Source organism: Mannheimia sp. ZY171111 (genome assembly GCF_017750945.1).
Taxonomy (GTDB): Bacteria; Pseudomonadota; Gammaproteobacteria; order Enterobacterales; family Pasteurellaceae; genus Mannheimia; species Mannheimia pernigra.
Window position 1 is genome coordinate 1,575,490 of record NZ_CP046532.1, and the last position, 25,719, is coordinate 1,601,208.

The 25,719-nt window shown below is 38.3% G+C and carries 22 protein-coding genes and 1 riboswitch; of the genes, 16 read left to right on the forward strand and 6 right to left on the reverse strand.

The window, feature by feature from the left end:
* Positions 1-6 precede the first annotated feature (6 nt).
* Both GM698_RS07625 and lpxM read left to right on the forward strand, forming a co-directional pair.
* Positions 7-690 (forward strand): electron transport complex subunit E, encoded by a 684-nt coding sequence (locus GM698_RS07625; protein ID WP_159631087.1) that lies wholly within the window; start codon positions 7-9, stop codon positions 688-690.
* Between the two features lie 131 nt (positions 691-821).
* The gene (lpxM, locus tag GM698_RS07630; protein ID WP_176808918.1) at positions 822-1,778 is read left to right on the forward strand and encodes a lauroyl-Kdo(2)-lipid IV(A) myristoyltransferase; all 957 of its coding nucleotides are present in this window, start codon (positions 822-824) and stop codon (positions 1,776-1,778) included.
* A gap of 49 nt (positions 1,779-1,827) precedes the next feature.
* Here lpxM and GM698_RS07635 read toward each other — a convergent pair whose 3' ends face one another.
* A complete protein-coding gene (locus tag GM698_RS07635; protein WP_176808917.1) occupies positions 1,828-3,282 on the reverse strand; it encodes an aminoacyl-histidine dipeptidase in 1,455 nt (484 codons plus the stop codon).
* Positions 3,283-3,496: 214 nt separating this feature from the next.
* On the opposite strand from GM698_RS07635, the gene GM698_RS07640 reads away from it, so the two are divergent.
* From GM698_RS07640 to GM698_RS07660, 5 genes are all read left to right on the forward strand, one after another.
* Complete coding sequence (locus GM698_RS07640) at positions 3,497-5,506, forward strand: factor H binding protein domain-containing protein (protein ID WP_176808916.1); 2,010 nt, start codon at positions 3,497-3,499, stop codon at positions 5,504-5,506.
* A gap of 80 nt (positions 5,507-5,586) precedes the next feature.
* Positions 5,587-6,990: a surface lipoprotein assembly modifier gene (locus GM698_RS07645; protein WP_176808915.1), complete on the forward strand. Its 1,404-nt coding sequence runs from the start codon at positions 5,587-5,589 to the stop codon at positions 6,988-6,990.
* A 145-nt stretch (positions 6,991-7,135) separates the two neighbouring features.
* Positions 7,136-7,606: a xanthine phosphoribosyltransferase gene (gpt, locus tag GM698_RS07650; RefSeq protein WP_159631076.1), complete on the forward strand. Its 471-nt coding sequence runs from the start codon at positions 7,136-7,138 to the stop codon at positions 7,604-7,606.
* A gap of 65 nt (positions 7,607-7,671) precedes the next feature.
* A complete protein-coding gene (gene gmk, locus GM698_RS07655; RefSeq protein ID WP_209289206.1) occupies positions 7,672-8,295 on the forward strand; it encodes a guanylate kinase in 624 nt (207 codons plus the stop codon).
* A 97-nt stretch (positions 8,296-8,392) separates the two neighbouring features.
* Positions 8,393-9,790, forward strand: a complete 1,398-nt coding sequence (locus tag GM698_RS07660; RefSeq protein WP_209289207.1) for a TolC family protein — start codon at positions 8,393-8,395, stop codon at positions 9,788-9,790.
* A 66-nt stretch (positions 9,791-9,856) separates the two neighbouring features.
* Here GM698_RS07660 and GM698_RS07665 read toward each other — a convergent pair whose 3' ends face one another.
* The gene (locus GM698_RS07665) at positions 9,857-10,843 is read right to left on the reverse strand and encodes an amidohydrolase family protein (protein WP_176810308.1); all 987 of its coding nucleotides are present in this window, start codon (positions 10,841-10,843) and stop codon (positions 9,857-9,859) included.
* A 300-nt stretch (positions 10,844-11,143) separates the two neighbouring features.
* A riboswitch (TPP riboswitch) is annotated at positions 11,144-11,287 on the forward strand.
* A 47-nt stretch (positions 11,288-11,334) separates the two neighbouring features.
* Between GM698_RS07665 and thiB the strand changes: the two genes are divergently transcribed.
* The 4 genes from thiB to folK all read left to right on the forward strand — a co-directional run bounded on the left by thiB (position 11,335) and on the right by folK (position 15,088).
* Positions 11,335-12,288, forward strand: coding sequence for a thiamine ABC transporter substrate binding subunit (gene thiB, locus GM698_RS07670; protein WP_209289208.1), 954 nt, complete (start codon positions 11,335-11,337; stop codon positions 12,286-12,288).
* A 234-nt stretch (positions 12,289-12,522) separates the two neighbouring features.
* The gene (dksA, locus tag GM698_RS07675; protein ID WP_159631066.1) at positions 12,523-12,972 is read left to right on the forward strand and encodes an RNA polymerase-binding protein DksA; all 450 of its coding nucleotides are present in this window, start codon (positions 12,523-12,525) and stop codon (positions 12,970-12,972) included.
* Positions 12,973-13,105: 133 nt separating this feature from the next.
* Complete coding sequence (pcnB, locus tag GM698_RS07680) at positions 13,106-14,551, forward strand: polynucleotide adenylyltransferase PcnB (protein WP_371739888.1); 1,446 nt, start codon at positions 13,106-13,108, stop codon at positions 14,549-14,551.
* A 48-nt stretch (positions 14,552-14,599) separates the two neighbouring features.
* Positions 14,600-15,088: a 2-amino-4-hydroxy-6-hydroxymethyldihydropteridine diphosphokinase gene (folK, locus tag GM698_RS07685; protein ID WP_176808909.1), complete on the forward strand. Its 489-nt coding sequence runs from the start codon at positions 14,600-14,602 to the stop codon at positions 15,086-15,088.
* Between the two features lie 71 nt (positions 15,089-15,159).
* Here the strand turns inward: folK and GM698_RS07690 are convergent, their stop codons facing one another.
* Positions 15,160-15,978, reverse strand: coding sequence for a hypothetical protein (locus GM698_RS07690; RefSeq protein ID WP_209289210.1), 819 nt, complete (start codon positions 15,976-15,978; stop codon positions 15,160-15,162).
* A gap of 91 nt (positions 15,979-16,069) precedes the next feature.
* Between GM698_RS07690 and gloA the strand changes: the two genes are divergently transcribed.
* The 4 genes from gloA to GM698_RS07710 all read left to right on the forward strand — a co-directional run bounded on the left by gloA (position 16,070) and on the right by GM698_RS07710 (position 22,012).
* Complete coding sequence (gene gloA / locus GM698_RS07695; RefSeq protein ID WP_245189257.1) at positions 16,070-16,477, forward strand: lactoylglutathione lyase; 408 nt, start codon at positions 16,070-16,072, stop codon at positions 16,475-16,477.
* A gap of 81 nt (positions 16,478-16,558) precedes the next feature.
* Entirely contained in the window at positions 16,559-17,224 is a 666-nt protein-coding gene (gene rnt / locus GM698_RS07700) for a ribonuclease T (protein WP_006252190.1), read from the forward strand.
* Positions 17,225-17,358: 134 nt separating this feature from the next.
* The gene (locus GM698_RS07705) at positions 17,359-19,128 is read left to right on the forward strand and encodes a transferrin-binding protein-like solute binding protein (RefSeq protein ID WP_209289211.1); all 1,770 of its coding nucleotides are present in this window, start codon (positions 17,359-17,361) and stop codon (positions 19,126-19,128) included.
* 85 nt (positions 19,129-19,213) lie between these two features.
* Positions 19,214-22,012 carry a lactoferrin/transferrin family TonB-dependent receptor gene (locus GM698_RS07710; protein WP_176808905.1) on the forward strand — a complete coding sequence of 933 codons (2,799 nt, stop codon included), beginning with the start codon at positions 19,214-19,216 and terminating at the stop codon, positions 22,010-22,012.
* 115 nt (positions 22,013-22,127) lie between these two features.
* Here the strand turns inward: GM698_RS07710 and fis are convergent, their stop codons facing one another.
* From fis to sixA, 3 genes are all read right to left on the reverse strand, one after another.
* Positions 22,128-22,424, reverse strand: a complete 297-nt coding sequence (fis, locus tag GM698_RS07715) for a DNA-binding transcriptional regulator Fis (protein ID WP_159631056.1) — start codon at positions 22,422-22,424, stop codon at positions 22,128-22,130.
* Positions 22,425-22,452: 28 nt separating this feature from the next.
* Positions 22,453-23,415, reverse strand: coding sequence for a tRNA dihydrouridine synthase DusB (gene dusB, locus GM698_RS07720; protein ID WP_176808904.1), 963 nt, complete (start codon positions 23,413-23,415; stop codon positions 22,453-22,455).
* A 216-nt stretch (positions 23,416-23,631) separates the two neighbouring features.
* Positions 23,632-24,120, reverse strand: a complete 489-nt coding sequence (sixA, locus tag GM698_RS07725) for a phosphohistidine phosphatase SixA (protein ID WP_176810301.1) — start codon at positions 24,118-24,120, stop codon at positions 23,632-23,634.
* A 124-nt stretch (positions 24,121-24,244) separates the two neighbouring features.
* Between sixA and pyk the strand changes: the two genes are divergently transcribed.
* Positions 24,245-25,684: a pyruvate kinase gene (pyk, locus tag GM698_RS07730; protein WP_176808902.1), complete on the forward strand. Its 1,440-nt coding sequence runs from the start codon at positions 24,245-24,247 to the stop codon at positions 25,682-25,684.
* The last annotated feature ends 35 nt before the right edge of the window (positions 25,685-25,719 follow it).

Here is a 25,719-nt window from a genome sequence, read left to right on the forward strand (position 1 = left end):
CATAAAATGGAAAAAGAAAACCAGATCCCTGTAACTAATATTGAGATAGAGCCTAAACAGAAGAGTGTTTGGAAAGAGCTGTTTACTGATGGTGTATGGAAAAATAATAGTACCTTAGTTCAACTATTGGGGCTTTGCCCATTGCTTGCAGTTTCAAATAGCGTCACTAATGCGTTAGGATTAGGTTTAGCCACTATGTTGGTGCTGATCTGCACTAATGTCACTGTTTCGCTTTTCCGCAAAATTACGCCACATGATATTCGTATTCCGATTTATGTGATGATTATTGCAACAGTGGTAACCGCAGTACAACTTTTAATGAATGCTTTTGCTTTTCCCGTGTATCAATCACTTGGTATTTTTATTCCGTTGATTGTGACCAACTGTATTGTTATCGGGCGAGCAGAAGCCTATGCTTCGAAAAATGAAGTAAAATTCTCCGTCTTTGATGGTTTTTCAATGGGGCTAGGTATGACATTAAGTCTTGTTGTACTCGGTGCATTGCGTGAAATTATCGGTAACGGTACGTTATTTTATGGCTTAGATTTACTACTCGGCGACTGGGCAAAAGCGTTATATATTGATGTATTACATATTGATTCAGGGCTGTTGATTGCGATTTTACCTCCTGGGGCATTTATCGGGCTTGGGATAATATTGGCGGTGAAGAACATTATTGATAAGAAGTGATTATGTTACTTTCTTTGCTCAAGATGTTATGGAGATCTAGCTCCCCTCTTTAGAAAAGAGGGGAATGTATCTCAGGGCATTTTAGTTCTTTGCATAAGCAAAGAAAAGTGACAAATAAAGAGGAATAAAGAATGACAAGAATTACCGCCCAAGACGGTTACACTCACAAATTCCTATGGTCTTTTCTACAGCCTAAATATTGGAGCATCTGGTTAAGTGTATTAGGGCTTGTGATTTTGGCGTATGTGCCAGCACGAATCAGAGATAAATTGTCCACTTTCGTTGGTAAAGTTGCTTATAAATACCTAAAAAAGCACAATAAAAAGGGTTATCACCGAGCAAAAGTAAATTTACGTTACTGCTTTCCCAAATGGGGCGAGCAAAAGTGTGAAGACGTAGTTGAAAAAATGTTCATCACCGTAGCTCAAACAATGCTTGCTATTGGAGAAACAGCAATTCGCCCAGTCTCTTATTTACAAAAACGTTGTGAGTTTACAGGCTTTGAGCACGTAGTAAAAGCCAAAGAAAGTGGTAAAAATGTGATTATGCTTGTGCCACATACTTGGTCTATTGATATGGCTGGAATTGCTATGTTTTCGTTAGGTTACCCGATGACGTCTATGTATAATCCGCACCGCAATGCGTTAGTAGATTGGCTTTGGAATATGACCCGTGAGCGTTTAGGCGGTCGAATGCACACTCGTCAAAATGGTATTAAAGCCTTTTTAGCCGATGTACGCAAAGGCGATGTAGGCTATTTCTTGCCTGATGAAGATTTTGGTGAGGAGCTCAGTGTTTATACGGATTTCTTTGCTACCGAAAAAGCCACACTACCTGGCTTAAATAAAATGGCAAGAGTAGCGAATGCGGAAGTGATCCCAATGTTTTCAATTTATAATGCGGAAAAATCAAAGTATGAAATGGAGATCTTACCGCCACTTGAATTTTCAGGCGATCCTGTGCAATCTGCCCGAGAAATGAATCGAGTGATTGAGTATTTTGTGAAGAAAAACCCAGAACAATATGTTTGGATTTTAAGGTTGCTTAAAACCAGACGAAATGGGGAAGATATTTACAAAATCGAATGAATAAACAACTAAAGGGCGAATTGATTGTTCGCCCTTTAGTTTTATCAAATTATTTAGCCGGTGCTTGTGCAAGCAAACGAGTTAATAATTTCCAATAAATTTCCACAGCTGGGATATGCACTTTTTCATCTGGCGAATGTGCATTAAGAATGGTTGGTCCGATCGACACAAAATCCATATTTGGATAGATTTTATTGATTAAGCCGCACTCAAGCCCTGCGTGAATAACCTTAATTTCAGACTCGTAGCCTAAAATATCATCATAAATCGCTTTGGTTAATGGCGTGATTTTTGAGTTTGGATTTGGCTCCCAGCCTGGATAGTTGCCCGAAAAATCAGCTTCAGCACCAACCAGAGTAGCTAACGAGCGGATTTTACTACGAATTTCGGCTTTACCGCCTTCAATCAATGAGCGAGCGAGAATAGTTACGTTTATATTGCTCTCTTCGGTGGTAAGCACACCAACGCTTAATGAGGTTTCTACCACATTTTTCACGACATCGCTGTTACGCACAACACCATTTGGCAGAATGTTAAGGAAATGGATTACACGCTCCGTGCTTGCAAGATCAAATGCCTGTGCAGGAATATTCGCCTCTTCAATTAAACATTGCAAGTTTGGCTCTGCAATGTTGAGTTCAGCCTTTAATTGCTCCGCAGTTTGGGTTAAACAAGCGGTCAATTTTTCTTTATTTTTTGCAGAAACAATCAAGGTTGCCTGAGCTTCACGAGGAATGGCATTACGCACAGACCCCCCTTGAATGGCTGAAATCTGAAATGCAACTTCGTGGTATGCTGCTTCTAAAATGTGAGCAAAAACCTTAATCGCATTGGCACGATTAGTGTGAATATCGCAGCCAGAATGTCCGCCTTGCAAGCCTTTAAGCGTAACCGTCAGTGCAGAATCTTGCTGGTGTGGCACTAAAAAAACGGGTAAGGTTATATTCACATTTTCACCGCCTGCACAGCCGATATAGATTTCACCGTTTTCTTCGGTATCGGTATTAATCATCATATCGGCAGTAAGCCAATTTGGGCGTAAGCCAATCGCCCCTTCCATTCCCGCTTCTTCTGTCATTGTCAGCAGTACTTCAATGGTTGGGTGAGCTAAGTCATCGCTATCTAACACCGCTAAGCACGAGGCTAAACCAATGCCGTTATCAGCCCCAAGTGTTGTACCTTTCGCTTTCACCCAGTCGCCATCAATATAAGGCTGGATTGGGTCTTTTTTGAAATCGTGAACTGTGCCCGCATTGGCTTGTGGCACCATATCTAAGTGAGCTTGCAGGGCAATAGTTGCACGATTTTCCATTCCTACGGTTGCAGGCTTGCGAATTAACACATTGCCTGCTTCATCACGCTCAACAAAAAACGTCTTCGATTTTGCCCAATTCACAATAAATTCCGCCAATTCTTCTTCGTGATAAGAGGGATGTGGAATAGCACACACTTTATCAAACCATTGCCAGAGCAGTTGAGGGGCGAGAGTTGAAATTTCAGACATAATGAGCTCCTTTTGTAAAAAATTGAGAAAAAATCACCGCTTGTATTTAAGCTGGATAGCTATCTCTACCATTGTAGAATAATTTGAGATGAATTTAATAAAAAAATCTTAAAAAAGTGAAAAAAGAACTTGATGACTGGTTGTTTTTTTTTTGTACAATCTGCGTGTGTTTTAAACACAAAAATCATCTTTTATCTTACAAAAGGAACATTCTATGTCTATCAAAAAAGTAACATTGGCAAGTTTGATTTTATTGAGTTTAACGGCTTGTAGTAGTGGTGGTAAAGGCTCTCCGGCAACAAAATCAACAGAACCACAAGCATCAACTGCCAGAGTTGAAGCTTCATCAGCGGAAGCAAAAGCTCAAGCCAAAACAGTTTCAGGGGTAAAATCGGATGCTGAACAGATAGCAAATAATACTCAACAAGCTGAGGCAGCGATTTCCAAAACAAAAGCAAATGTGGAGCAGCTCAATCAAACGGCAACTCAGAAACTAGCGGATATTAACAAAATTAAACAAAATTTAGAGAATGAGATACAGACTTTAACTGCTCAGTTAGAAACGGTTTCACAAGCTAAAAATCAGGCAGAGCAAACTGCGAATGGGGCTGTTTCAAAATTAGCTGAGATAGATAAGTCACAAGCAGTATTAAAGGAAAATGCGAAAAAATCGGAAGAGAGTTTAGCCCAAATTAACAAATCACTCCTTGAAGCAGAGCAACTTGCTAAACAAGCAGAGCAAAAACTTGGTGAAATTAACAAAGTGAAATCATCTTTAGAAAAAGATGCAAGTAGCTCAAAACAAGCTTTGTCTACCATTGATGCAGCAAAGAAAGAGGCTGAAAGCTTAGCTAAGGCAGCGGCTCAAAATGTTGTAGCATTGACTAAGACAAAAGAAAACGCTGAATCTAACTTACAAGCAGCAAACACTCAGTTGGAAAAAATTACGCAAACAAAAGCAGATGTTGAGAAAATTGTAAGTAATGCCGCTGAAAATTTAGCTCAAATTCAGCAAGCGAAAGCAACATTAGAAAATAACTTGCAGACTGCAACAGGAGATCTTAATGCGGTAAATCAAGTAAAAACGGATATTGAAAAGGTATTAGGTAACGCTCAAAGTACATTAGCGGAAATTAATAAGATTAAAGAGGGAGTAGAGACAAACTCAGAGTCTATTAATCAAAATGCTCAAGCGATTAGCAAAGTGAAAGCAGAGAGTGAAGCTCTATTAAATGCTTCTAACCAAAAAGTAACAGAAGCCACGCAAGCAAAAGAAAAAATTGATGCTAATGTTCAAACAACCAAAGAGCAACTTGCATTAGTGACGAAAAGTAAAGAAGTAGCTGAGCAGGCAGTGCGTGATGCAGCTCAAAAATTAGCTGAAATGGAGAAAATCAAAGAAACTCTAACCGCTAATGCTCAGAGTGCAAATCAAAGTTTAACAGATGTAAATAGTGCAAAATCAGAAGCAGATAAAGCTGTTGCATCACTTTCAGGAAAATTAACCGAAATCACAGAAGCAACAAAATTACTTGATAAAGAAATTGCTGAAACTAAAGCCGCAATTGCCGCTTATGAAAGAGCAAAAGCTGAGGCTGAAGCATTAGCAGCGAAAAAAGCGGAGGAAGAGCGATTGGAAAAAGAGCGTTTGGCTGTGAAACAGTATCAAGAAGCAAGTGGTGTAAGCGATATTCCTGAAGTATTATCACAAAAAACAGATCTGTTTGAAGAAAGAACTAAAGTTAGCCTTTATACTCAGCCTCATTCTGTCGTGAAAATGGTTCGGTACAGTAGAACAGGTTTTCAGAACAGTGAGTTTGTTGATTCTGTAACATATGAGGTCAGTGCAACAGGAACTAAAACAGAAAGTTCTGCTATTCCAAAAGAAGGAAGAGCAACTTATCAGGGACGTTCTCTCGATCAATTTGGCTTGAAAGGGTATTTAAATTATGACGTTGATTTCACCTCTCGTACAGGTCAGGGAGAGTTAAAAAATTGGACAGGCTCCAGTGATAATGTTTTATTAGATAGTGGGGTGATTCATAATGGGGATATTTCTTCGACAGTCTCTCATAATAAAGGGTACTATAATGGTAACTATTCATTAACCTTTTTTGGACCTCAAGCAGAAGAAGTTGGTGGAAAAATTCAATTTTCATCGTCTAGTGGAGAATATAATTACGAATACGGACTTTCAGGCACGCGTGGAGAAATCCAAAAATAATTTTCTCTAATATTCAATGCCGTTTAATGAAAAATTAAGCGGCATTTGTATTGATAATATCTATTCATTTCTTTATCTTTATGAAAAAATATACCCTTTTATTACCACTTTTCAGTCCTTTTGTTTTGGCAGAAACCGTGATTGAACACAACGCCGACCCCGTTTCGTTTGAACGCCATTCACAAGCGGTGAAATTTGAACAAAAATTTGCAAAAAAGCCGCAAAAAACGACCGCTTACCTGCCTGAAAATTCACCTGACCAAACGCTTGAAGAGCAAATCAACACGGCGATTTTACGCCAAGATTGGCAATATTTAGCCCGGCTTTTACAGGATTATTCGAAACAAACGAATACAGATCCGCTGTTGCTGGATTACGGCTTGGCGGCATTAGCCTATGCGGAAAAAGATCATAACAAGGCGATTTTTCATTATCGCCAACTGTTAGCGAAAAAGCCCGAGTTGGTTTACCCTCGTTTTGATCTCGCCTTGATTTTGGCGGAAAATCAGCAGTTTCGTGAGGCAGAAAGTGAATTTCGCCAACTGACACTACCGCCCGATTTACGCCAAATTGCCGAACAAACGCAGCGGCAAATCGCAGAAAGTGAGCGTTGGCAGCCCGATTTTTACCTGCAATATACCCAAACGGATAACGTGAATAATGCCTCCGATTCCTCGATTGTGAATGTGAATGGGCGGATTTTTAGAAAAGATCCAAATAGCCTGCCGCAATCAGCAAAAGGGGGGAAATATGGCGTAGGCTTGGGGAAAATGCAGAATATTGGTGGCAATCATTTTGTGGGGGCAGATTTCCGCTACGATGGCGTCTATTACTGGAACAATCAGGATTACAACGAACAATCGCTTTCGATTTCCCCAAATTACAGCTACCGCACGGCACGTTACCGCTTAGGCATTTCGCCTTTTCTTGAGCAAAATTGGCTAGGCAGCCGCCGTTACAATTACCAGTTTGGTGCAAACTTAAATGCTTGGCGGGCGGTGAATGAGAAATGGTCGGTTTCCAGCCGTTTCACCCATTTACAAAAGCGTTATTTTGAACCGCTCACCGCAAGCCGATACAACGGTTACCTTAACCAAATTGGCTTGGGCGTGCAGTTACAAGCGGTCAAAAATTGGCGATTTTTTGCAAATTTAGACGGTAGCCGTGAAATTGCCCGTGAAAAAGCCCAAAGCTCCAATAAATTTTTGGTAAAAATCGGGGCAGTTTATCAAGGCGAACGTTGGGCAATGCAAGCGAATATTGGGTTTGGCAAACGCTATTTCGCCGATCCTCATTATCTGTTTGGCTACAAACGGGTGGATAAGGAATATCAAGCGAATATCAGCGTTTGGAATCGCCACTGGCATTGGCAGGGCATTGTGCCGAAATTGAATTTTCGTTACCAAAAAATGGATAGCAACATCGCCGATTTTTACTCTCGGGAAAATAAATCGCTATTTTTTACGTTAGAGAAGTTATTCTAGTGCTGATTTTTTGCACTACGCATACGCTTGCGTAACAAGCCGTAGAAAAAAATGAATGAAATGATGGCGAAAAAGCTATTTTCAGGTTATTCTAGTGCAATTTTTTATATCGGGCTGAGCCCCAATTTTATATTAGGTTGTTTCTATGAGCGAAAAATACACAAATGAAAAATATGTGGTAACGTGGGATATGTTCCATATGCACGCCCGTAAGTTGGCAGAAAATTTATTACCCGCTTCTCAGTGGAAAGGGATTATTGCCGTAAGCCGTGGCGGTTTGTTCCCTGCTGCGGTATTATCGCGTGAATTGGGTATTCGCCACGTAGAAACAGTTTGTATCGCAAGCTACGAGCACGATAGTCAAGGTGAGTTAAAAGTGTTACACGCGGCAGAAACCGATGGCGAAGGCTTTATTGTGGTTGATGATTTAGTTGATACAGGTAATACCGCAAAAGAAATTCGTAGAATGTATCCGAAGGCTCGTTTTGTAACGGTATTTGCAAAACCGCAAGGAGCCTCACTTGTGGATGATTATATTATTGATATTCCACAAGAAACGTGGATTGAGCAGCCGTGGGATTTAGGTATTACCTTTGTTCCACCTTTGGCTCGTTAGTCATTTCGTGTAATGGACAATGAAAATTGTCCATTATTTTTATCTGTTTTAAATTAGTTAAGAAAATGAGTTTAGGTCATCTTTATATTATTTCAGCACCAAGTGGTGCAGGTAAATCTTCGTTAATTAACGCATTATTGGGCGATTTGCCTCGTTCGGAAGTTCAGCTTTCTGTTTCTCATACAACACGTAGTCCACGTCCAGCTGAACAAGATGGCGTGCATTATTATTTTACTAGCCGAGAAGCATTTACGCATTTAATTGAACAAGGTCATTTTTTAGAATGGGCGGAAGTTTTTGGCAATTACTATGGCACATCGTTACCGATGATTGAACGTAGTCTTGAGCAGGGTATTGATGTTTTTCTTGATATTGATTGGCAGGGAGCAAGACAAATTCGGGAAAAAGTGAAGAATGTGAAAACTATCTTTATTCTCCCACCGTCAAAAGCAGAATTAGAAAAGCGTTTGATTGGGCGTGGGCAGGATTCTGATGAAGTGTTTGCCAAACGTATGGCGGAAGCTGTATCGGAAATGAGTCATTATGATGAATTTGATTATGTGATTATTAATGATGATTTTCAACAAGCGTTATCTGAGCTGAAAGCGATTTTGCTTGCAGAGCGTGTGAGTTTGAGTAGTCAGAAAATTCGCCATACAAATCGGATCAGTGAGCTGTTAAATAATTAAATGAACAATTGTTCATTTTAACTGGAAAGAAAAAAGGTTCTTGGTTAGAATACGCCACTTTTCTACCTCAATTATTTCTATTCCCAAAGGACGTATAATGAAACTCTCAAAATCAGCGTTTTCGGTAGTATTAGCATTAACGCTAACCGCGTGTACTACAGGAAATATGAGCAATGATGGTACTTTGCAGCAAGCACAAGAGACTTATCAACGCTATGATGAAATTACCAAACAATATCGAATTAATGAGCAATGGTGGCAAGGCTATAATGATGTACAATTGAACCGTATTGTTGATTTAGCGATTAAAAATAATCTTGATTTAGCTAAAAGCAGTATTGCGGTCAATAAAGCACTTTACAATGCTAATTTAGTTGGGGCAAATTTAGTACCAACTTTTAGCGGTTCTGGGTCGGTTTCTGCAGCAAAAGGTTTGGGTTCTTCTTCCTCTAATAATGTTTCAACTGGCGTTTCAACAACCGCGGCTCAAGCGGCATTTAATTTAAGTTATACCATTGATTTATGGCGACGTTTGGCAGATACCGCAAGTGCAGCAGAGTGGGGGCATAAGGCTACGATTGAAGATTTAAAGGCAACACGTTTGTCTATTATCAATTCAGTTGTAACAACTTATTACCAACTCGCTTATTACTATGATGCTATTCGTATTACCGAAGAGAACGTAAAAAATTACGAGCAAATTGGTCGTATTTTAACGAATAAAATGAATGCGGGTGTCATTGACAGTTTGTCGGTTGATCAAGCACAACAAGCCGTATTAAGTGCGAGAAATAAGGTTATTGAATTACGAACAATGCAAAAATCAGCGGAGCAGACGTTACGTAATTTGCTAAATCTTCACCCAAATACACCGCTTCATATTCGTTATCCAAATGTGATGGATGTGAAATTACAAGGTGTAGATTTGAATGTACCCGTTTCAGCTATTGCAAATCGTCCTGATGTGTTAGGTTCATTACAACGCTTAAGAAGTGCATTTAAATCTTTAACTGCGACAGAGAAAAGCTGGTTCCCAACTTTAACGATTGGTGGCTCTATTACAGGCAGTGCAACAAATGTGGGTAATATTGCAGATAATCCTATTGGTAATGGGTTAATTAAACTGGATTTGCCATTCTTGGATTGGAACCGTGTAAAAAATAACGTAAAAATTTCAGAAGCAGATTATGTAACGGCTCGTTTAAATTATGAGCAAAAAATTACCGCAGCATTAAATGAAATAGATCGTTATTACTACAACTATACGCAATCAATAAGTGCGTTAAAAATGTTACAAGATACTTATAATCACGATAAACGAATTAGTTCATATTACAAAAATCGTTATGATCAAGGGGTTGCAGAATTCCGTGAGTGGATTGCAGCAATGAATACAGAGCGTAATTCACAATTTGCGATTTTAAATGCAAAATATTCCATTTTAAGCAATGAAAATGCGGTTTACCAAGCAATGGCTGGCAAGTATAGAAAATAGCATATACATATAGAAATTTAAGTTTAAAAAGCGTGAATATGGAAACTCACGCTTTTTTAATTAATTTTATTGTAAGCCCAGCACTTTCCTGCCGTTGATACTTGCAATATTTGCCATTTCTTCTAAGTTAGTAAAGCGGCAGCCAGCAGAAAGCAGACTTAACTCTTGCCACATATCGCCTTCGCATAATGGAACCATATAGTCACAAATATTATCTGTGCCGATTGCAACTGTAATGCCTTCAGGAATGAGTTCATCAGCAGGTGTTAAGGCATTATGGAAAGGTTGTAAATCTTCTTTACGGCTACTATCAATCCACGCCATCGGACAAGCAATGACCATCATTTGGCTATCACGCATTTTTTGATATAGCATTTTGCGATACTCTTTGGGATGAGCACCAATCGAGATGCCGTGAATTGCTACTACTTTGCCTTGCATTCCGTGCTCTATTGATTTATCGCAAAGTTGTTCCGTCTCTTTTTCTGTTGGTGAGTTAAATTGATCGACGTGGACGTGTAACATTTTACCGAGCGATTTGGCGGTATCCATTAAAATATCCATTGCCTCCAAGCCTTTGCCGTAATCAAGTTCATCACGATAGGGCAGCCCTCCAATAATATCGACCATTTCCGAGCCAATATCGAACCATTTTTTCGCAGTTGGCTCAATAACACCTTTTAAAGTTTGGTTGGCAAATTTTAGGATAATATCATTTTTATACACTTCACGTGCTTTATGGGCAGCAATAATAGCTCTATCTTCACATACCTGATCGATATCAACAAAAGTTCCGAATGCAGTTACGCCTTGTGAAATCATTAACTCAATTGCTTGTGAAAAGCGACGGTAGTAGTCATCAACGCTTGAATTGCGTTTAACTTCATCGACTAAATCCCATTTTTGTTGTAGATTCGCATTTTGGTAAACGGTGATTTTCTCTGGTGTCATCGTAAATGCACGGTCTGCGTGAGCGTGTGCATTAACCCAGCCTCCTTGTTTGATTATTTCATCACGAATATGACCTTTTAAGGTGCGAATCAACTGGCTCATATATGCTATTCCTTTTCAATATTATCAATTTGGGTTTAAAAATCGGCTTAGGTAGTTGCTCTTAATTGAGCTGATATTACAAAAAAATCGCTTTACAGCGATTTTTAATATTTAGAAATGAATAAAAAAACAGCTACGCCTCGAAAAACGATGCGTAGCTGTTTAGCATTTTGTGTTTTGAAAATAAGAGAATTCATTTCTAGTTCCTTGTTTGGACTAGGGCGGTAGTATAATGCGTTTTTTATTAAATGGCAAACGTTTGCGATGATTGAAATTAGTCGATAAACTTTTTACAATAAGGCGTTCTCATTGGGGTGCAACAAGCGGTTGTTTTTAGGTAAAAATTTGCAAAATTTTATACAAATCAAACCGCTTGTAGCTGAGAAATACCCATAGAACCTGATCTGATTAATATCAGCGTAGGGATTTGAGATAAGCAACTTTGCCTTTCTTAAATCCTTCTATCTACTTAATTTTAGAAGGACTTTTTTATGAAATTGATTTTATCTTCACTGGCATTACTGACTGCTACGGCATTTGCCAATCAACCAACACTAACCGTTTATACTTACAGCTCTTTTGCCTCTGAATATGGCCCTGCTTCTAAGTTGGAACAGAATTTTGAGAAAGAATGTCAGTGCGATTTAAAGTTTATGCCGTTTGATGATAGCGTAACGATGTTTAATCGCGTCCGTTTAGAAGGCAAAAAAACCAAAGCTGATGTGGTATTAGGTATTGATAATTTCTTACAAGCTGAGGCAGAGAAAAGCGGATTATTTGCCGAATTTGAGGCCAAAACTAAATTAGAGATTAAAGACAAAATTTTCTTTCCGTATGATATGGGGTCTTATGCCTTTATTTATGATAAAGAAAAGTTAAAAAATCCGCCTAAAAGTTTAAAAGAGCTTGTGGAACGCCAAGATCTCAAGGTCATTTATCAAGATCCTAGAACCAGCAGTGTTGGGCGTGGCTTCTTAATGTGGGTAAATCAGGTCTATGGTGATGAAACGCCAAACGCGTGGAAAACATTAGCAAAACACACAGTAACAGTAGGTAAAGGCTGGTCTGAAACCTACGGGGCTTTCTTAAAAGGGGAGTCGGATCTCGTGCTAAGTTATACCACCTCGCCTTTATATCATAAGTGGCACGAAAAAACGGATAAGTATGTCGCTGCCCCTTTCGAGGAAGGGCATTTAGTTCAAGTTGAAAATGCGGCTATTGTAAAAACGACTAAGCAAAAAGCCCTAGCAAATCAATTTCTTGAATTTTTACATCAACCAGAGTCACAACATATTATTTCTTATCATAATGTGATGAACCCTGTTTTAGCTGAGGGAACAGACCCTGCTTTTGCAGATATGCCAACCTATAAAAAATTAGCATTTACCCCACCATCTAATGAGGTAGTGCAAAAATGGCTTGCTGATTGGTCAAAAAGTTGGTAAATAAATAGGCAGATAAATAGCCGAATTGATATTCGGCTATAATTGTGTGCAAATAAATCCATAAATGTAAAAATCTTGCAAATTTATTTGTGAGTCAGTTAATTTTGTGTTATTTATAGCCGCCATTACTAAAAACCCGAAGATTTGATTTTTTTCGTATAAAGTAGTTACAAGGAAGTTAGTTTGTTATTCGGGAATAATTTAACAATAAAATTCCAAACAAGGAGTAAATCTATGACTGAAGCGGCTAAAACCACCTCTCTCGGATTATTGGCATTAGCAGGCGTGCAGCCCTATGAAGCTAAAAAAGATGAAGAATATATGAATGAAGCTCAACGTGAGCATTTCAATAAAATTCTAAAAGCTTGGCATAGTCAAATTATGGAAGAAGCAGAACGCACTAAAAGCCAGCTTCAAGAAGATATGACGAACTTTGCTGATCCTAACGACCGTGCAAGCCAAGAAGAAGAATTTAGCTTAGAGCTTCGTAATCGTGATCGCGAACGTAAATTGTTGAAAAAAATTGAGCAAACATTGTATAAAATCCAAGAAGATGATTATGGTTTTTGCGAAACCTGCGGTGTGGAGATTGGGATAAAACGCTTAGAAGCTCGCCCAACAGCAGATTTATGTATTGATTGTAAAACCTTAGCTGAAATTCGAGAAAAGCAATTAGGTTTATAATTTGTGCATAATGCCTCTTTTTTAATAGGCATTTACTATTTAGAGGTGTATTATTTTTAATTATATTAAGTCATTGTTTTCCAAACCGAAAAAACGAAATACGGAAAATGAAAACCAGGCAAGAGAGAAGCAAGTGGTGAGCGAGCAAAGCCATCATCGCTCAAAGCGTGCTACGCCTAAATTTACAGAATCAAAAAGTCAGTCAAACAGAGAGAAAGGGCATCATAATGCACCATCACATATAGTGCATAAAAAATTTGTGGTGAATGCTTCACAATACGGCATTAGCCCGAAGGGATTTCCTAAAAATGCACTTTCTATTGTCGATAAATTGCATATTGCTGGCTTTGAAGCCTACATCGTAGGCGGCTGTATTCGAGATCTTCTGTTTGAGAAAAAACCAAAAGATTTTGATATTGCAACGAATGCTCGTCCAGAAGAAATTCAACGTATTTTTGGCAGACAATGCCGATTAATTGGTCGTCGTTTTCGTTTAGCACATATTATGTATGGGCGTGAAATTTTTGAGGTGGCAACTTTCCGAGCAGGGCACGAATCTCACCGTAATGATAAAATTTCAAAAGTCAGCGATGAGGGAATGTTACTTCGTGATAACGTCTATGGCACGTTAAGAGATGATGCCGAACGACGAGATTTTACGGTTAATGCTTTATATTACGACACTAAACGTAATTTAATTTTTGATTTTTTTAGCGGTATTGAAGATTTACGAGCGGGTAAATTATGCTTGATTGGTGAGCCTGCTATTCGCTATCAAGAAGATCCTGTACGGCTACTCAGAGCAATTCGTTTTATGGCGAAGCTAGATATGTTTTTGGATAAACCAACGCAGGATCCAATTCGTGATATGGCGGTACTGCTAACGAATATTCCAGCGGCTCGTTTATTTGATGAGTCGTTAAAGCTATTGCAAACAGGCGTAGGGCTAAAAACTTATCAGCTCTTGCGTGAGTATAATTTGTGGCAATTTTTATTCCCCGTTTTAACGCCATTTTTCACCCCAAAAAACGACTCTAATGCTGAGCGTATGATTATTAAAGCGTTAAATTCGACGGATGAACGTATTGCTGATAAATTGCCTGTCAATCCTGCTTTTTTATTTGCGGCACTGCTTTGGTATCCATTGTGTGAAAAAATAGAACAGCTTAAAAATGAAGGTGGCTTCAACAATCACGATGCGATGCTACTTGCAGCAAATGATATTTTGGCAGAGAGTTGTAAGGCTATCGCTTTACATCGCCGTCATACTTCAGTCATTCGCGATATTTGGGCGTTGCAATTCCAGATGACGAAGCGTGCAGGCAATCGTCCACAGCAAACATTAGAACATATTAAGTTTCGTGCAGGGTTTGATTTATTGGTTATGCGTGCAGAAATTGAGGGCGGCGATTTGGTTGAACTCTCTGCGTGGTGGCACGAGTACCAATTTAGTAATGATGTACAACGTGGCGAGTTATTAAAATCTTTTCGTCATTTACCACAGGCTCAGCTTGAACAGAAGAAAAAACGCCGCCGTAGAACCTTTAAGAAAAAGCCAAAATCGGCAAAGGCAGAATAATTTCGTAGGGCAGACCAATCTGACTGCCCATTTTTACAAAGGGAAATCATGGAAACCGTTTATATTGCCTTAGGCTCAAACCTAGATGATCCGCTGGAACAAATCAAACAAGCGGTCGGAAAATTGAAAAAATTTGCCATTCGTTTGGAAAGCAGCCCTTTTTACGGCTCCAAACCGATTGGACCGCAAGATCAACCCAATTATGTAAATGCAGTGGTGAAATTTGAAACAGACTTGTCGCCAATAGCACTATTAGACAAACTACAAAGTATCGAAAATGAACAAGGTAGGGTGCGTTTACGCCGTTGGGGTGAGCGGACTTTAGATTTAGATATTATTTTGTACGGCAATCAGCAAATTCAAACCGAGCGTTTAACTGTGCCGCATATTGAAATGAAAAATCGTGAATTTGTGATTGTACCTATGTTTGATTTAAATCCTGAATTGGTATTACCTACAGGGGAAAAGTTAGCCGATATTTATCAGCAATTTAACGATCATCAAATGGTTAGATTCAACGAATCACTAGATAATTAAAAGAGTTACGAAGCGAGCTGAATTTGAATAAAAAAGCAATTACCGCAATATTACGGTAATTGTACGATTTGTTAGATGACCACATTCGTGAAAGGGTATAAGATCGAAAGGAAGGTTGAGATAGTCCAAGCGGTCGGATTTTTGATATTTTTTCCCAGTAATAGCCACGCCAACATAGATAAAATAACAAATTGTGCGACAAAATAGAGACTAAATGGCAGTAACGACATTTCAGGCATTACTTGTAGATATTGATATAGCACGAATGCTGACCAGCAGTAGTTGAGTATCAACGCAATCAAGGCGGCTTTGACTAATAATTTCAAGAAAACCTCTAAACGGCTTTTTGCCAACATTAAATACCAACCCGCTAATAAAATACCGAGCAATACTTGAGCGAAGTTATTAGCACGAATGCCATTAAATAGTGAGCGTAGCTCAAACCAATAAATGGCTAAATATTGAATGATACCAATCGTAACAATACCAAAGCCACAATAGATCAGTGTGTTATACAAATTTTCATCTTCGGGCAAGCGGAAATAGATTAGGCAAGATAAAATGGCAGCAAAGCTTGCAATTGCCATTGGGTTGTATTTGGGGGTAAAGCCAATCGAATAAATAAAATTCCCCACAGCCAAAATCAGTAAAAAAGGCAAAATAAAAGTGAGGCGGCTGGTTTGCCCACGACAAATTTCCCCTTTCCATAACACTAGGAGGGCAATTAAAGAAGTCACAAAAAACGCCAATAAATAAGGAGAGATAAAAATTGTATTGCGTGGGGCTGCGTAAAAATTAAGTACCATTTCAATAAATAACATTAACACCATTGGCAAGGCGGCGTGTGTGGCAATTTCAAGTTTTGACGGCGTATAGTTATCGTGAGCCATAAGGAATCCCAAAAATATAAAGAAAAATGATTTCGAACCCAAATTATGCCATAATACGCAAGACTTTTTAACTTCAAGGGGGAAAGAAAATATGCGAATTTTACACACAATGTTACGTGTTGGAGATTTAGAACGTTCAATTAAGTTCTATACCGAAGTATTAGGTATGCGTTTATTACGCAGAAGTGAGAACGAGCAATACAAGTACTCTTTAGCTTTCTTAGGTTATGCTGATGAAAGCGAAAGTGCGGTCATTGAGCTGACTTACAACTGGGGTGTGGAAAGCTACGAACTAGGCACAGCTTATGGTCATATCGCATTAGGCGTTGATGATATTTATCAAACGATTAAAGATGTGCGTGCCGCAGGCGGTAATATTACGCGTGAGCCAGGCCCTGTATTAGGCGGCACAACCGTGATTGCATTTGCTGAAGATCCCGATGGTTACAAAATCGAATTTATTGAAAATAAAAACGCACAAGCCGCATTAGGAAACTAATTCCTTTCACATAGTCACAAGCGGTCGGATTTGTAAAAAATTTTGCAAATCAGACCGCTTGTATTTTTAAGTTGAAATAAAATGGAAAATATAACTGAATCTATCCCTCAATCGACTACACCACCAACCGATTATAATCTATTAAAAAATCGCTTTCGTGGCTATTTGCCTGTTGTGATTGATGTTGAAACGGCAGGGCTAAATGCTCAAACCGATGCGTTATTAGAGTTGGCGGCAATTACCGTGAAAATGGATGAAAACGGCTATTTAGTTGAAGATCAAAAATGCCATTTTCATATCAAACCGTTTGAAGGGGCAAATATCAACCCCGAATCTCTTAAATTTAACGGCATTGATATTGATAACCCCCTGCGTGGTGCGGTGGCAGAGAATATTGCGATCCCTGAAATGTTTAAAATGGTGCGTAGGGCGATGAAAGAACAAGGTTGCCAGCGTGCGATTATTGTGGCTCATAATGCCACATTCGATCAGAGTTTTTTACAAGCAGCAATCAAGCGGATTAACGCTAAACGTGATCCATTCCACCCTTTTGCAATGTTTGATACCGCAACACTTGCTGGTTTTATGTATGGGCAAACCGTGTTAGTTAAAGCCTGCCAAGCTGCCCAAATTAACTTTGACGGACACCAAGCGCATTCAGCATTATACGATACCGAAAAGACCACAGAGCTATTTTGTGCTATGGTGAATAAACTAAAAGATTTGGGCGGCTTTCCACACATTTAGTGTAGAGGAAGATGGGCGTTATTTTTCAATTTTTATTATTTAAAAGATGGCTCTCTAAAAAAATATAATCTAGCTATTTACACAGTTCTTCTATATAAATAAAATGGTAATCATTTTTAATTAAGGAGAAAATTGTGTTTAAAATAAAAAATAGCGTTATTTTATTGAATGCTGTACTACTTTCGGCTTGTACTTCAAACGGTGGTAGTTTTGATACCAATTCAGTTAAGGCAAGCCCATCTCATTCTAGCTCTTCTAAAGACTCAACAGCCCAACCTAAATCAGAACGTAGAACGATATCTTCGACTGAAAGCTCAGCTCAACCATCCTTAGGATTTCAAACTAAAATTCCACGTCGTAATTTCTTCGGTGGCACAGGAGAGGAAAATGGAGCGATTGAGGCGATCACGCCTATTGTAGGTGAGTCGTTAGATATTGAGAAAGAAGTAAAAAAACTTTTTGAAGAAGTGAAAAAGCTTGGTGATGATGAAGACCTGATTATTCATACTCACGATGGAAAAAAATTACATCATAAGCGAGAGATGAAATTTGTTCGTTCGGGTTATTTCCTTCATTTAGGTGCTGCAACCGAGAGAAGTAAACGAGGAGAACCTCGTCTTCTAAAAACAGGCCCTACAGGGTATGTTTATTATTTAGGCACTCAACCATCTAAAGCTTTCCCAACCCAAATAGCAACTTATGAAGGAACTTGGGATTTTACTACTAATGCATCTGCAAAAAATAAAAGTAAGTATTTTGAAGGAGGTGATGCTGGTACGAATGTTGGGGCTACGCCAGAAAACAACCAAGCAAATACAGAGGTGGAAGGCAATCCTATAGGGCATAGTAGTAAGTTTGAGGTTAATTTTAGCGATAAAACGCTTAAAGGTACTTTAACTAAAAATGGCTATGTAAATCCAAGGGAAAAGGACAAGCAGGAAATTACTGATCATTATAAGATAGAAGCGAATATCCACGGAAACCGCTTTAATGGTAAGGCAAAGGCTTTAAAAACAGACGATCCTTACTTTGGTAAAGATAGTAATACAGTAGAAGGCGGTTTTTATGGCGATAAAGCTCAGGAACTTGCGGGAAAATTTTTGGCAGATGACAAATCAATTTTCGTTGTATTTGCGGGTAAGCGTGATGAAAAAGGTGAAGACAAGGTCGAAAAGAAATTTGATTCAGTGCAAGTGAGTTTGAAAGATTTGGCTAAATCAGATATGGATACTTTTGGTCTGGCAACTCATTTAGTTATTGATGGTGTTCAAATTGCTTTATTGCCAGAAGAAAAAACACGTTTTGCTGATATGGATTTTTATCAAGTATTAACAAAAAATATAAATGGTAAAGATTACAAAATTTCAGTCTGTTGTAATAATTTAGACTATGTTAAATTCGGCACATTTGAACAAGACAGCCAAGATAATAAAGACGGGCATCAATACTTAGTGGGTGAACGTACGGCAGTTGCTGATTTACCAAAAGAGGCTCGTATTTATCGTTATACTGGTACTTGGGATGGAATTATTCGTAGTAAGAATGGGGGTGTAGGTGGTGATTCGCCAAGTGATAAAGCTCATGGCACTCGTTCTATATTTGATGTGAATTTTGCCGATAAGAAGATTGAAGGTAAATTGATTGCGAATGATGGTTTAGAGACAAATCCGATGCTGACATTAGATGGAAAGATTGAAGGCAATGGTTTTAGCGGTACAGCAAAAACGGGTGAAAAAGGCTTTAATATTGATAATAAGAGTACAGCTGGTGGTACAGTTGTTCATCTTAATGCCAAATTTGAAGGTGGTTTTTATGGTCCGCAAGCTGCTGAATTAGGCGGCATTGTGCATAGTGCAGAAACTAATAAAGATAAAGTGAGTATCACTTTCGGTGGAAAACGCTAGGTAGAGAATAAGCCAAGACTTACCCGCTCTAACAAGCGGGTAATTTTCGCCAAAAAAATGTAAAATCTAAAGGATAAATAAAACAATGAAAGAACATACTTTCCATTATTCGCCGATTGCTATAGCAGTCATTTTTTCCGTCTCACACTCTCAATTATTTGCTAATGAACATCAAATGACAAACGATCATTCTGCAGTTCTCGATGAAGTTGTTGTGACTGAGAGCCGCTACGCTCATGAGAGACAAAATGAAGTAACAGGCTTGGGTAAAGTCGTTAAAAATTATGATGAAATGAGCAAAAATCAAATTTTGAGGATTCGGGATTTAACACGTTACGATCCTGGTATTTCTGTGGTAGAACAGGGGAGAGGGGCAAGTAGTGGTTATGCTATTCGTGGTGTAGATAAAAATAGAGTGGCAATGTTGGTGGACGGTTTGCCACAAGCACAACACTATAATACTTCAGGTTCTCAGGCGAATGGCGGAGCAATCAACGAAATTGAATATGAAAATATTCGTTCGATTGAGTTGAGCAAAGGGGCAAGTTCTGCTGAATATGGATCAGGGGCGTTAGGTGGTGCAATTGGTTTTCGTTCTAAAGATTCTCAAGATATTATTAAAGAGGGTCAAAATTGGGGATTGGATACCAAAACTGCCTATGTAGGCAAAAATAGTGAATTGATGCAATCAATTGCGATGGCTGGTCAGTCTGGTGGATTTGATGCCTTAGTGATTGCCACACATCGTCACGCTAAGGAAACAAAAATTCATAGTGAAGCTTATAATATCCAACATCAAATTGCTCGTTTAACTGGCTATGAAAATCGCTATAATCTTAGTCCTGGTAGTCAATTGGAGCAACCAGGCGGTCGTTTCTTTATTATTAAAGATAATTGCTCGACACCAGCAAGTTGTACACCAAGAGCGGATGTGAAGATCAATAATGATAACTTTACATCTAGGGAATCACCTGAATTGTCAGCAGCTGAAAAACAACAATTGGCTCAAATACCCTATAGAAAAGAGACGCTTTCTGCGAATGAATATACAGGTAAAGATAGAATTGCACCGAATCCTATGGACTACAAAAGCAATTCCGTATTTCTTAAATTTGGCTATCGTTTTACGCCATATCACTACTTAGGCACAGTATTTGAAAATACAGCTCAACGTTATGATATTCGTGATATGCAAACGCCAGCTTACTATACTAAAAATGACATTAATCCGAGTACGGATAATCTCTATAAATTAAGTCAAGTGTACGAAGGTGATATTTTATTAAATGGATTGGTTTTCGATAAGACTATTCCTTACGGTACTCGATATAGTAGAGCTAAATTTTTCGATGAGCGTCACTATAAACGTCGTGTTGGATTAAAGTATGAATATCAAGTAGAGAAGCCGACTTGGTTAGACAAGGCAACACTAAGTTGGGACAAACAAGATATTGCTTTACATAGTAAGATGCACCGTTTGCATTGTAGCGACTATCCAGTTGTGAGCAAGCATTGCCGCCCAAGTTTAGACAAGCCTTGGTCTATGTATGAAACTGAGAAAAATACTTATCGTGAAAAACATCAGACCATCCAGCTAGATTTAAGTAAAGCCGTTACCGCTGGTCGAGATTGGTTTAAACAGCAACATAAATTTAATTTCAATATTGGTTTGGATAAATTCAGCTCTGATCTTGAACGCGGTGATTGGCACGCTCAATATACGGAAGCGGGTTATATTCACGAAAGTGGACAAGGACGTTTGGATAACCCAGATGTTTATGTGCGTAAGCCTCGCAGCATTGTGACAAAATCGCTTTGTAACAACAGTCGTGGTGGTATTCTTAACTGTGAAACTCGTACTATTAAAGGGCATAATCGCTTTATTGGCTTACGTGATTTAATGAGTAGTCAATATGTTGATTTAGGGCTTGGAGTACGATTTGATGAACATCGTTTTAAATCTTCAGATCCTTGGACAGTTAGTAAAACGTATCGTAATTGGTCTTGGAATAGCGGTATAACGCTCAAACCAACAGATTTTGTCTCGTTCTCTTACCGTATCTCGAATGGGTTTAGAGTACCAGCATTCTATGAACTGTATGGAAAGCGTAAACATATCGGTAACACGAATGATGAGTCTCTTCAAAGAGAGCATCGTAATCGTCGTTTAAACGTAGAAAAATCTATTAACCACGAATTTGGCATTAGCTTTAAAGGCAATTTTGGTTATATCGATCTTAGTTACTTCCATAATCAGTATAAGGGGATGATCGCCGAAGCCTGTAAAAAAGATGACAGTACGGTAACCTGTATTGATAATTATCATAATGTGCAAGATGTAACATTAAATGGTATTAATGTTGTCTCAAAATGGGATCTTCACGGCTTAATGTCTTTTATTCCTGATGGCTTTAATGCACACTTAGCTTACAATAAAGTTAAAGTGAAAAAACGTAGCCTTAATGATCCGACATTACACGCTGTAAATGACCCAACTTTAGAGGCTATTCAACCAGGTAAATATGTATTAGGTGTTGGTTATGATCACCCTGAACAAAAATGGGGAATTAATTTGACAACCACGTATTCTAAAGCAAAAAATGCTGATGAAATTAAAGGTACCCGTCACTATGGTATCCATCGTGTTGATTTAGGTGGAAAAGTGACTGGTTCTTGGTATACACACGATTTAACCGGTTATGTTAATTATAAAAACTATACCCTACGAGCGGGTATTTATAACCTGATGAATCGTAAATACAGTACTTGGGAATCAGTCCGCCAATCATCTAGTACTGCAATAAACCAAGATACGGGTAATAACTACACTCGTTTCGCAGCACCAGGACGTAATTTCAGCCTTGCATTTGAAATGAAGTTCTAAAACTAAAAAGAAAAAACGCTAAATAGATAATATTTAGCGTTTTTCTTTACTTAAAAATTGCACCTTAATCAGTTTATCAAGACTGTTTAAGGTGCATTTTTTTATGAGTTTTAGATTAACCCATACCGTATTTTTTTAATTTTTTACGTAATGTACCGCGGTTAATGCCTAGCATTGTTGCTGCACGAGTTTGATTGCCGCGAGTATATTGCATCACCATATCTAACATTGGGTGTTCGATTTCAGATAATACTAATTCGTATAATTCTGTTGGATCTTCACCATTTAATTGAGATAGATAGTTTTTTAATGCTGCTTTCACGTTATCACGCAGAGGTTTGTTAACCTGTTGTGCTTGTGAATTTAACATTGTTACTGTTAATGGGTTTTGTGTAGGTTGTTGTTCTAACATTTTTTTATCCAACTTTATTATTAAGATTCTAAAGAATCAATTTAACAAAATCTTCTAATGCGTTAAGTTGCTCTTTGGTAGAGTTTAACGTATTAAAAGTGCGTTTAAAATTTGACTCTGGTTGTAATTGTTCCACATACCAACCAACGTGTTTACGGGCAATTCGATAGCCTTTTTCTTCACCATAAAATTGGTGCAAGTCTTCAATATGCTTAAACATTAGTTGATATTTTTCTTTTTCAGGTAATGTGGAATATTGCCCAGTTTCAAAAAAATCGTTGATCTCCTTAAATAGCCAAGGATTACCAAAGCTACCTCGTCCGATCATCACCGCATCAACATTGGTGTAATCTAAAACAGACTTTGCTTTTTCTGCGGAGCGTATATCGCCATTTGCAATAATCGGAATCGACACGGTTTGTTTTACCGCTTTGATACTTTCATATTCCGCTTCACCGTTAAATAAACAGCTGCGAGTACGCCCATGAATAGTCAGTGCCTTAATTCCAGCTTGTTCTGCAATTTTGGCTATTGTCAGACAATTTCTATTTTCAGGATCCCAACCTGTTCTAATTTTTAAGGTAACAGGCACATCAACGGCATTTACAACAGCATTTAATATTTGAGCGACTAATTCAGGTTCACGCAACAAGGCTGAGCCTGCCATTTTCTTATTTACCTTTTTCGCAGGGCAGCCCATATTAATATCAATAATATCTGCCCCATACTCAACATTAATTTTTGCAGCTTGTGCCATCTCTGTTGGGTCTGAACCTGAAATTTGTACAGCATTTATACCGATTTCATCGTGATGTGCTAAACGCAATCTTGATTTCTCGGTGTGCCATACATCAGGATTTGTGGACATCATTTCTGAAAACGTCAAACCTGCACCAAGTTGGCTACATAATCGGCGAAAAGGCTGGTCGGTAATACCAGCCATCGGTGCAAGGAAAATACGGTTTTTGATTTCATATTGTCCTATTTGCATTTTTAACCTTTTATTAACAAATTTGAAGTAATTTTAACCAGAAAGATACCCAAATAAAAAGTACGGCAAATACCGTACTTTTTAATTGATGCTTATTATCAGTTTCACTGATTTAGGGGGCGTATGATACGCATTTTTTAATCATTTTGGAAGTCTATAAATTAGACAATGTGCAAAAATAGCGAAAATATTTTTATTGACAATATAAAAATAGGATTAAACGTGCTTTATATAGACAACTTTACCCACATTTCCTATCCAATTAATTTCAGCGATGGTTGAGGTTGGAAATTGCACATTGCTTTGATTGTTTGTTAAAAGCTGGCTTAAATCAAATACTAGAGGCAAATGTGAAATGAGTAGAATATTTTTTGCTCCTTCTTCTCTTAAAAAACGAAGGTAATCTTCAATAATATAGGGATTACCATCAGGCGTAATTTCTTCCCATTCTTCAATAAGATTTGCAACGTTTTGAGAAAAATTGACCGCTTGCATACCTGTTATAATATTTTCAAGGGTTTGTCTGGCACGAAGGTAAGGACTAACCAGAATTTTATCAAGTTGTATTTGCTTATTGGTTAAATATTCACCTAGCCACTTGCCTTGTAAGATAACATTTTTTATGCCATTTTCGGTTAAACAGCGAGCGGGATCACTCGGGGCATTAAAACTTGCTTCTCCGTGTCGCATAATCCAAATATTCATAACATTCTCCTTAACTTGTATTTAAACTCTTGTAATTTAGGCGTATAATGACCCTCGTTTAACGCATAATCAAGTGCTTAGAAAGATTTTAGCTTATATTTTAAATTTATTATGGAGTCAAATAATGTCTAGAAAACTCAGAAGAACCAAGATCGTTTGTACAATGGGGCCTGCAACCGACCGTGGTAATACATTAGAAAAAATTATTGCTGCTGGTGCGAATATGGTTCGTATGAACTTCTCTCACGGTATTCCTGAAGATCATATCGAACGTGCAAACAAAGTACGTGAAATTGCTTCAAAATTAGGTCGTCAAGTTGCTATTTTAGGCGATCTTCAAGGACCTAAAATTCGTGTTTCGACATTCAAAGATGGCAAAATTTTCTTAAGTATTGGCGACAGATTTACTTTAGATGCAGATTTACCGCGTGGCGAAGGTCATCAATCTGCGGTTGGCTTAGATTATAAAAATCTACCAAACGATGTAGTACCAGGCGATATTTTGTTATTAGATGATGGTAATGTGCAACTTAAAGTATTAGAAGTTGAAGGTATGCGTGTTCATACTGAAGTGACCGTTGGTGGCCCTTTATCAAACAACAAAGGGATTAATAAATTAGGTGGTGGTTTATCTGCACCTGCATTAACAGAAAAAGATAAAGAAGACATTAAATTAGCAGCAAAAATTGGAGTGGATTACTTAGCGGTTTCATTCCCACAATCAAGTGCTGATTTAGAATATGCGCGTCAATTAGCCAAAGAAGCGGGTTTAGAGGCAAAAATTGTGGCTAAAGTAGAACGTGCAGAAACGGTTGCGACAGAAGAGGCTATGGACGACATCATTTTAGGGGCTGATGTTGTTATGGTTGCACGTGGTGATTTAGGGGTTGAAATTGGCGACGCAGCGTTAGTGGGTGTACAAAAGCGTTTAATCCGCCGTGCTCGTAAGTTAAACCGTGTAGTGATTACCGCAACGCAAATGATGGAATCAATGATTAAAAAACCAATGCCAACTCGTGCTGAGGTAATGGATGTTGCAAATGCAGTATTAGATGGTACTGATGCCGTAATGCTTTCAGGGGAAACGGCAAATGGTGATTATCCAGTTGAAACAGTAAGATCAATGGTGGAAGTGTGTTTAGGTGCAGAAACAATGCCAAGCATCAATATTTCACGTCATCGTATGGAAGATAGATTTAAGTCTATTGATGAAGCCGTTGCAATGTCTGCAATGTACACGGCAAATCACTTAGAAGGCGTATCAGCAATTGTTTCATTAACACAATCAGGTGAAACAGCAAAATTAATGAGCCGTATTAGCTCTGGTTTACCAATATATGCTCTTTCTCGTAACCCAAAAGCATTGAATCTTTGTGCGCTTTATCGTGGTGTTACGCCAGTACTTTACAATGAAGAAAGCCGTACAATGGAAGGCGCTAAAAGAGCGATTGCTCAATTAAAAGAGCAAGGTTATTTATTAACGGGTGAATTAGTACTTCTAACACACGGTGATGAATTAAAAGCAGGTGGCACAAATACTTGCCGTATTTTAAGAGTGGAATGATATAAACGCTAAAACAAAAGCCACATTACTTATGT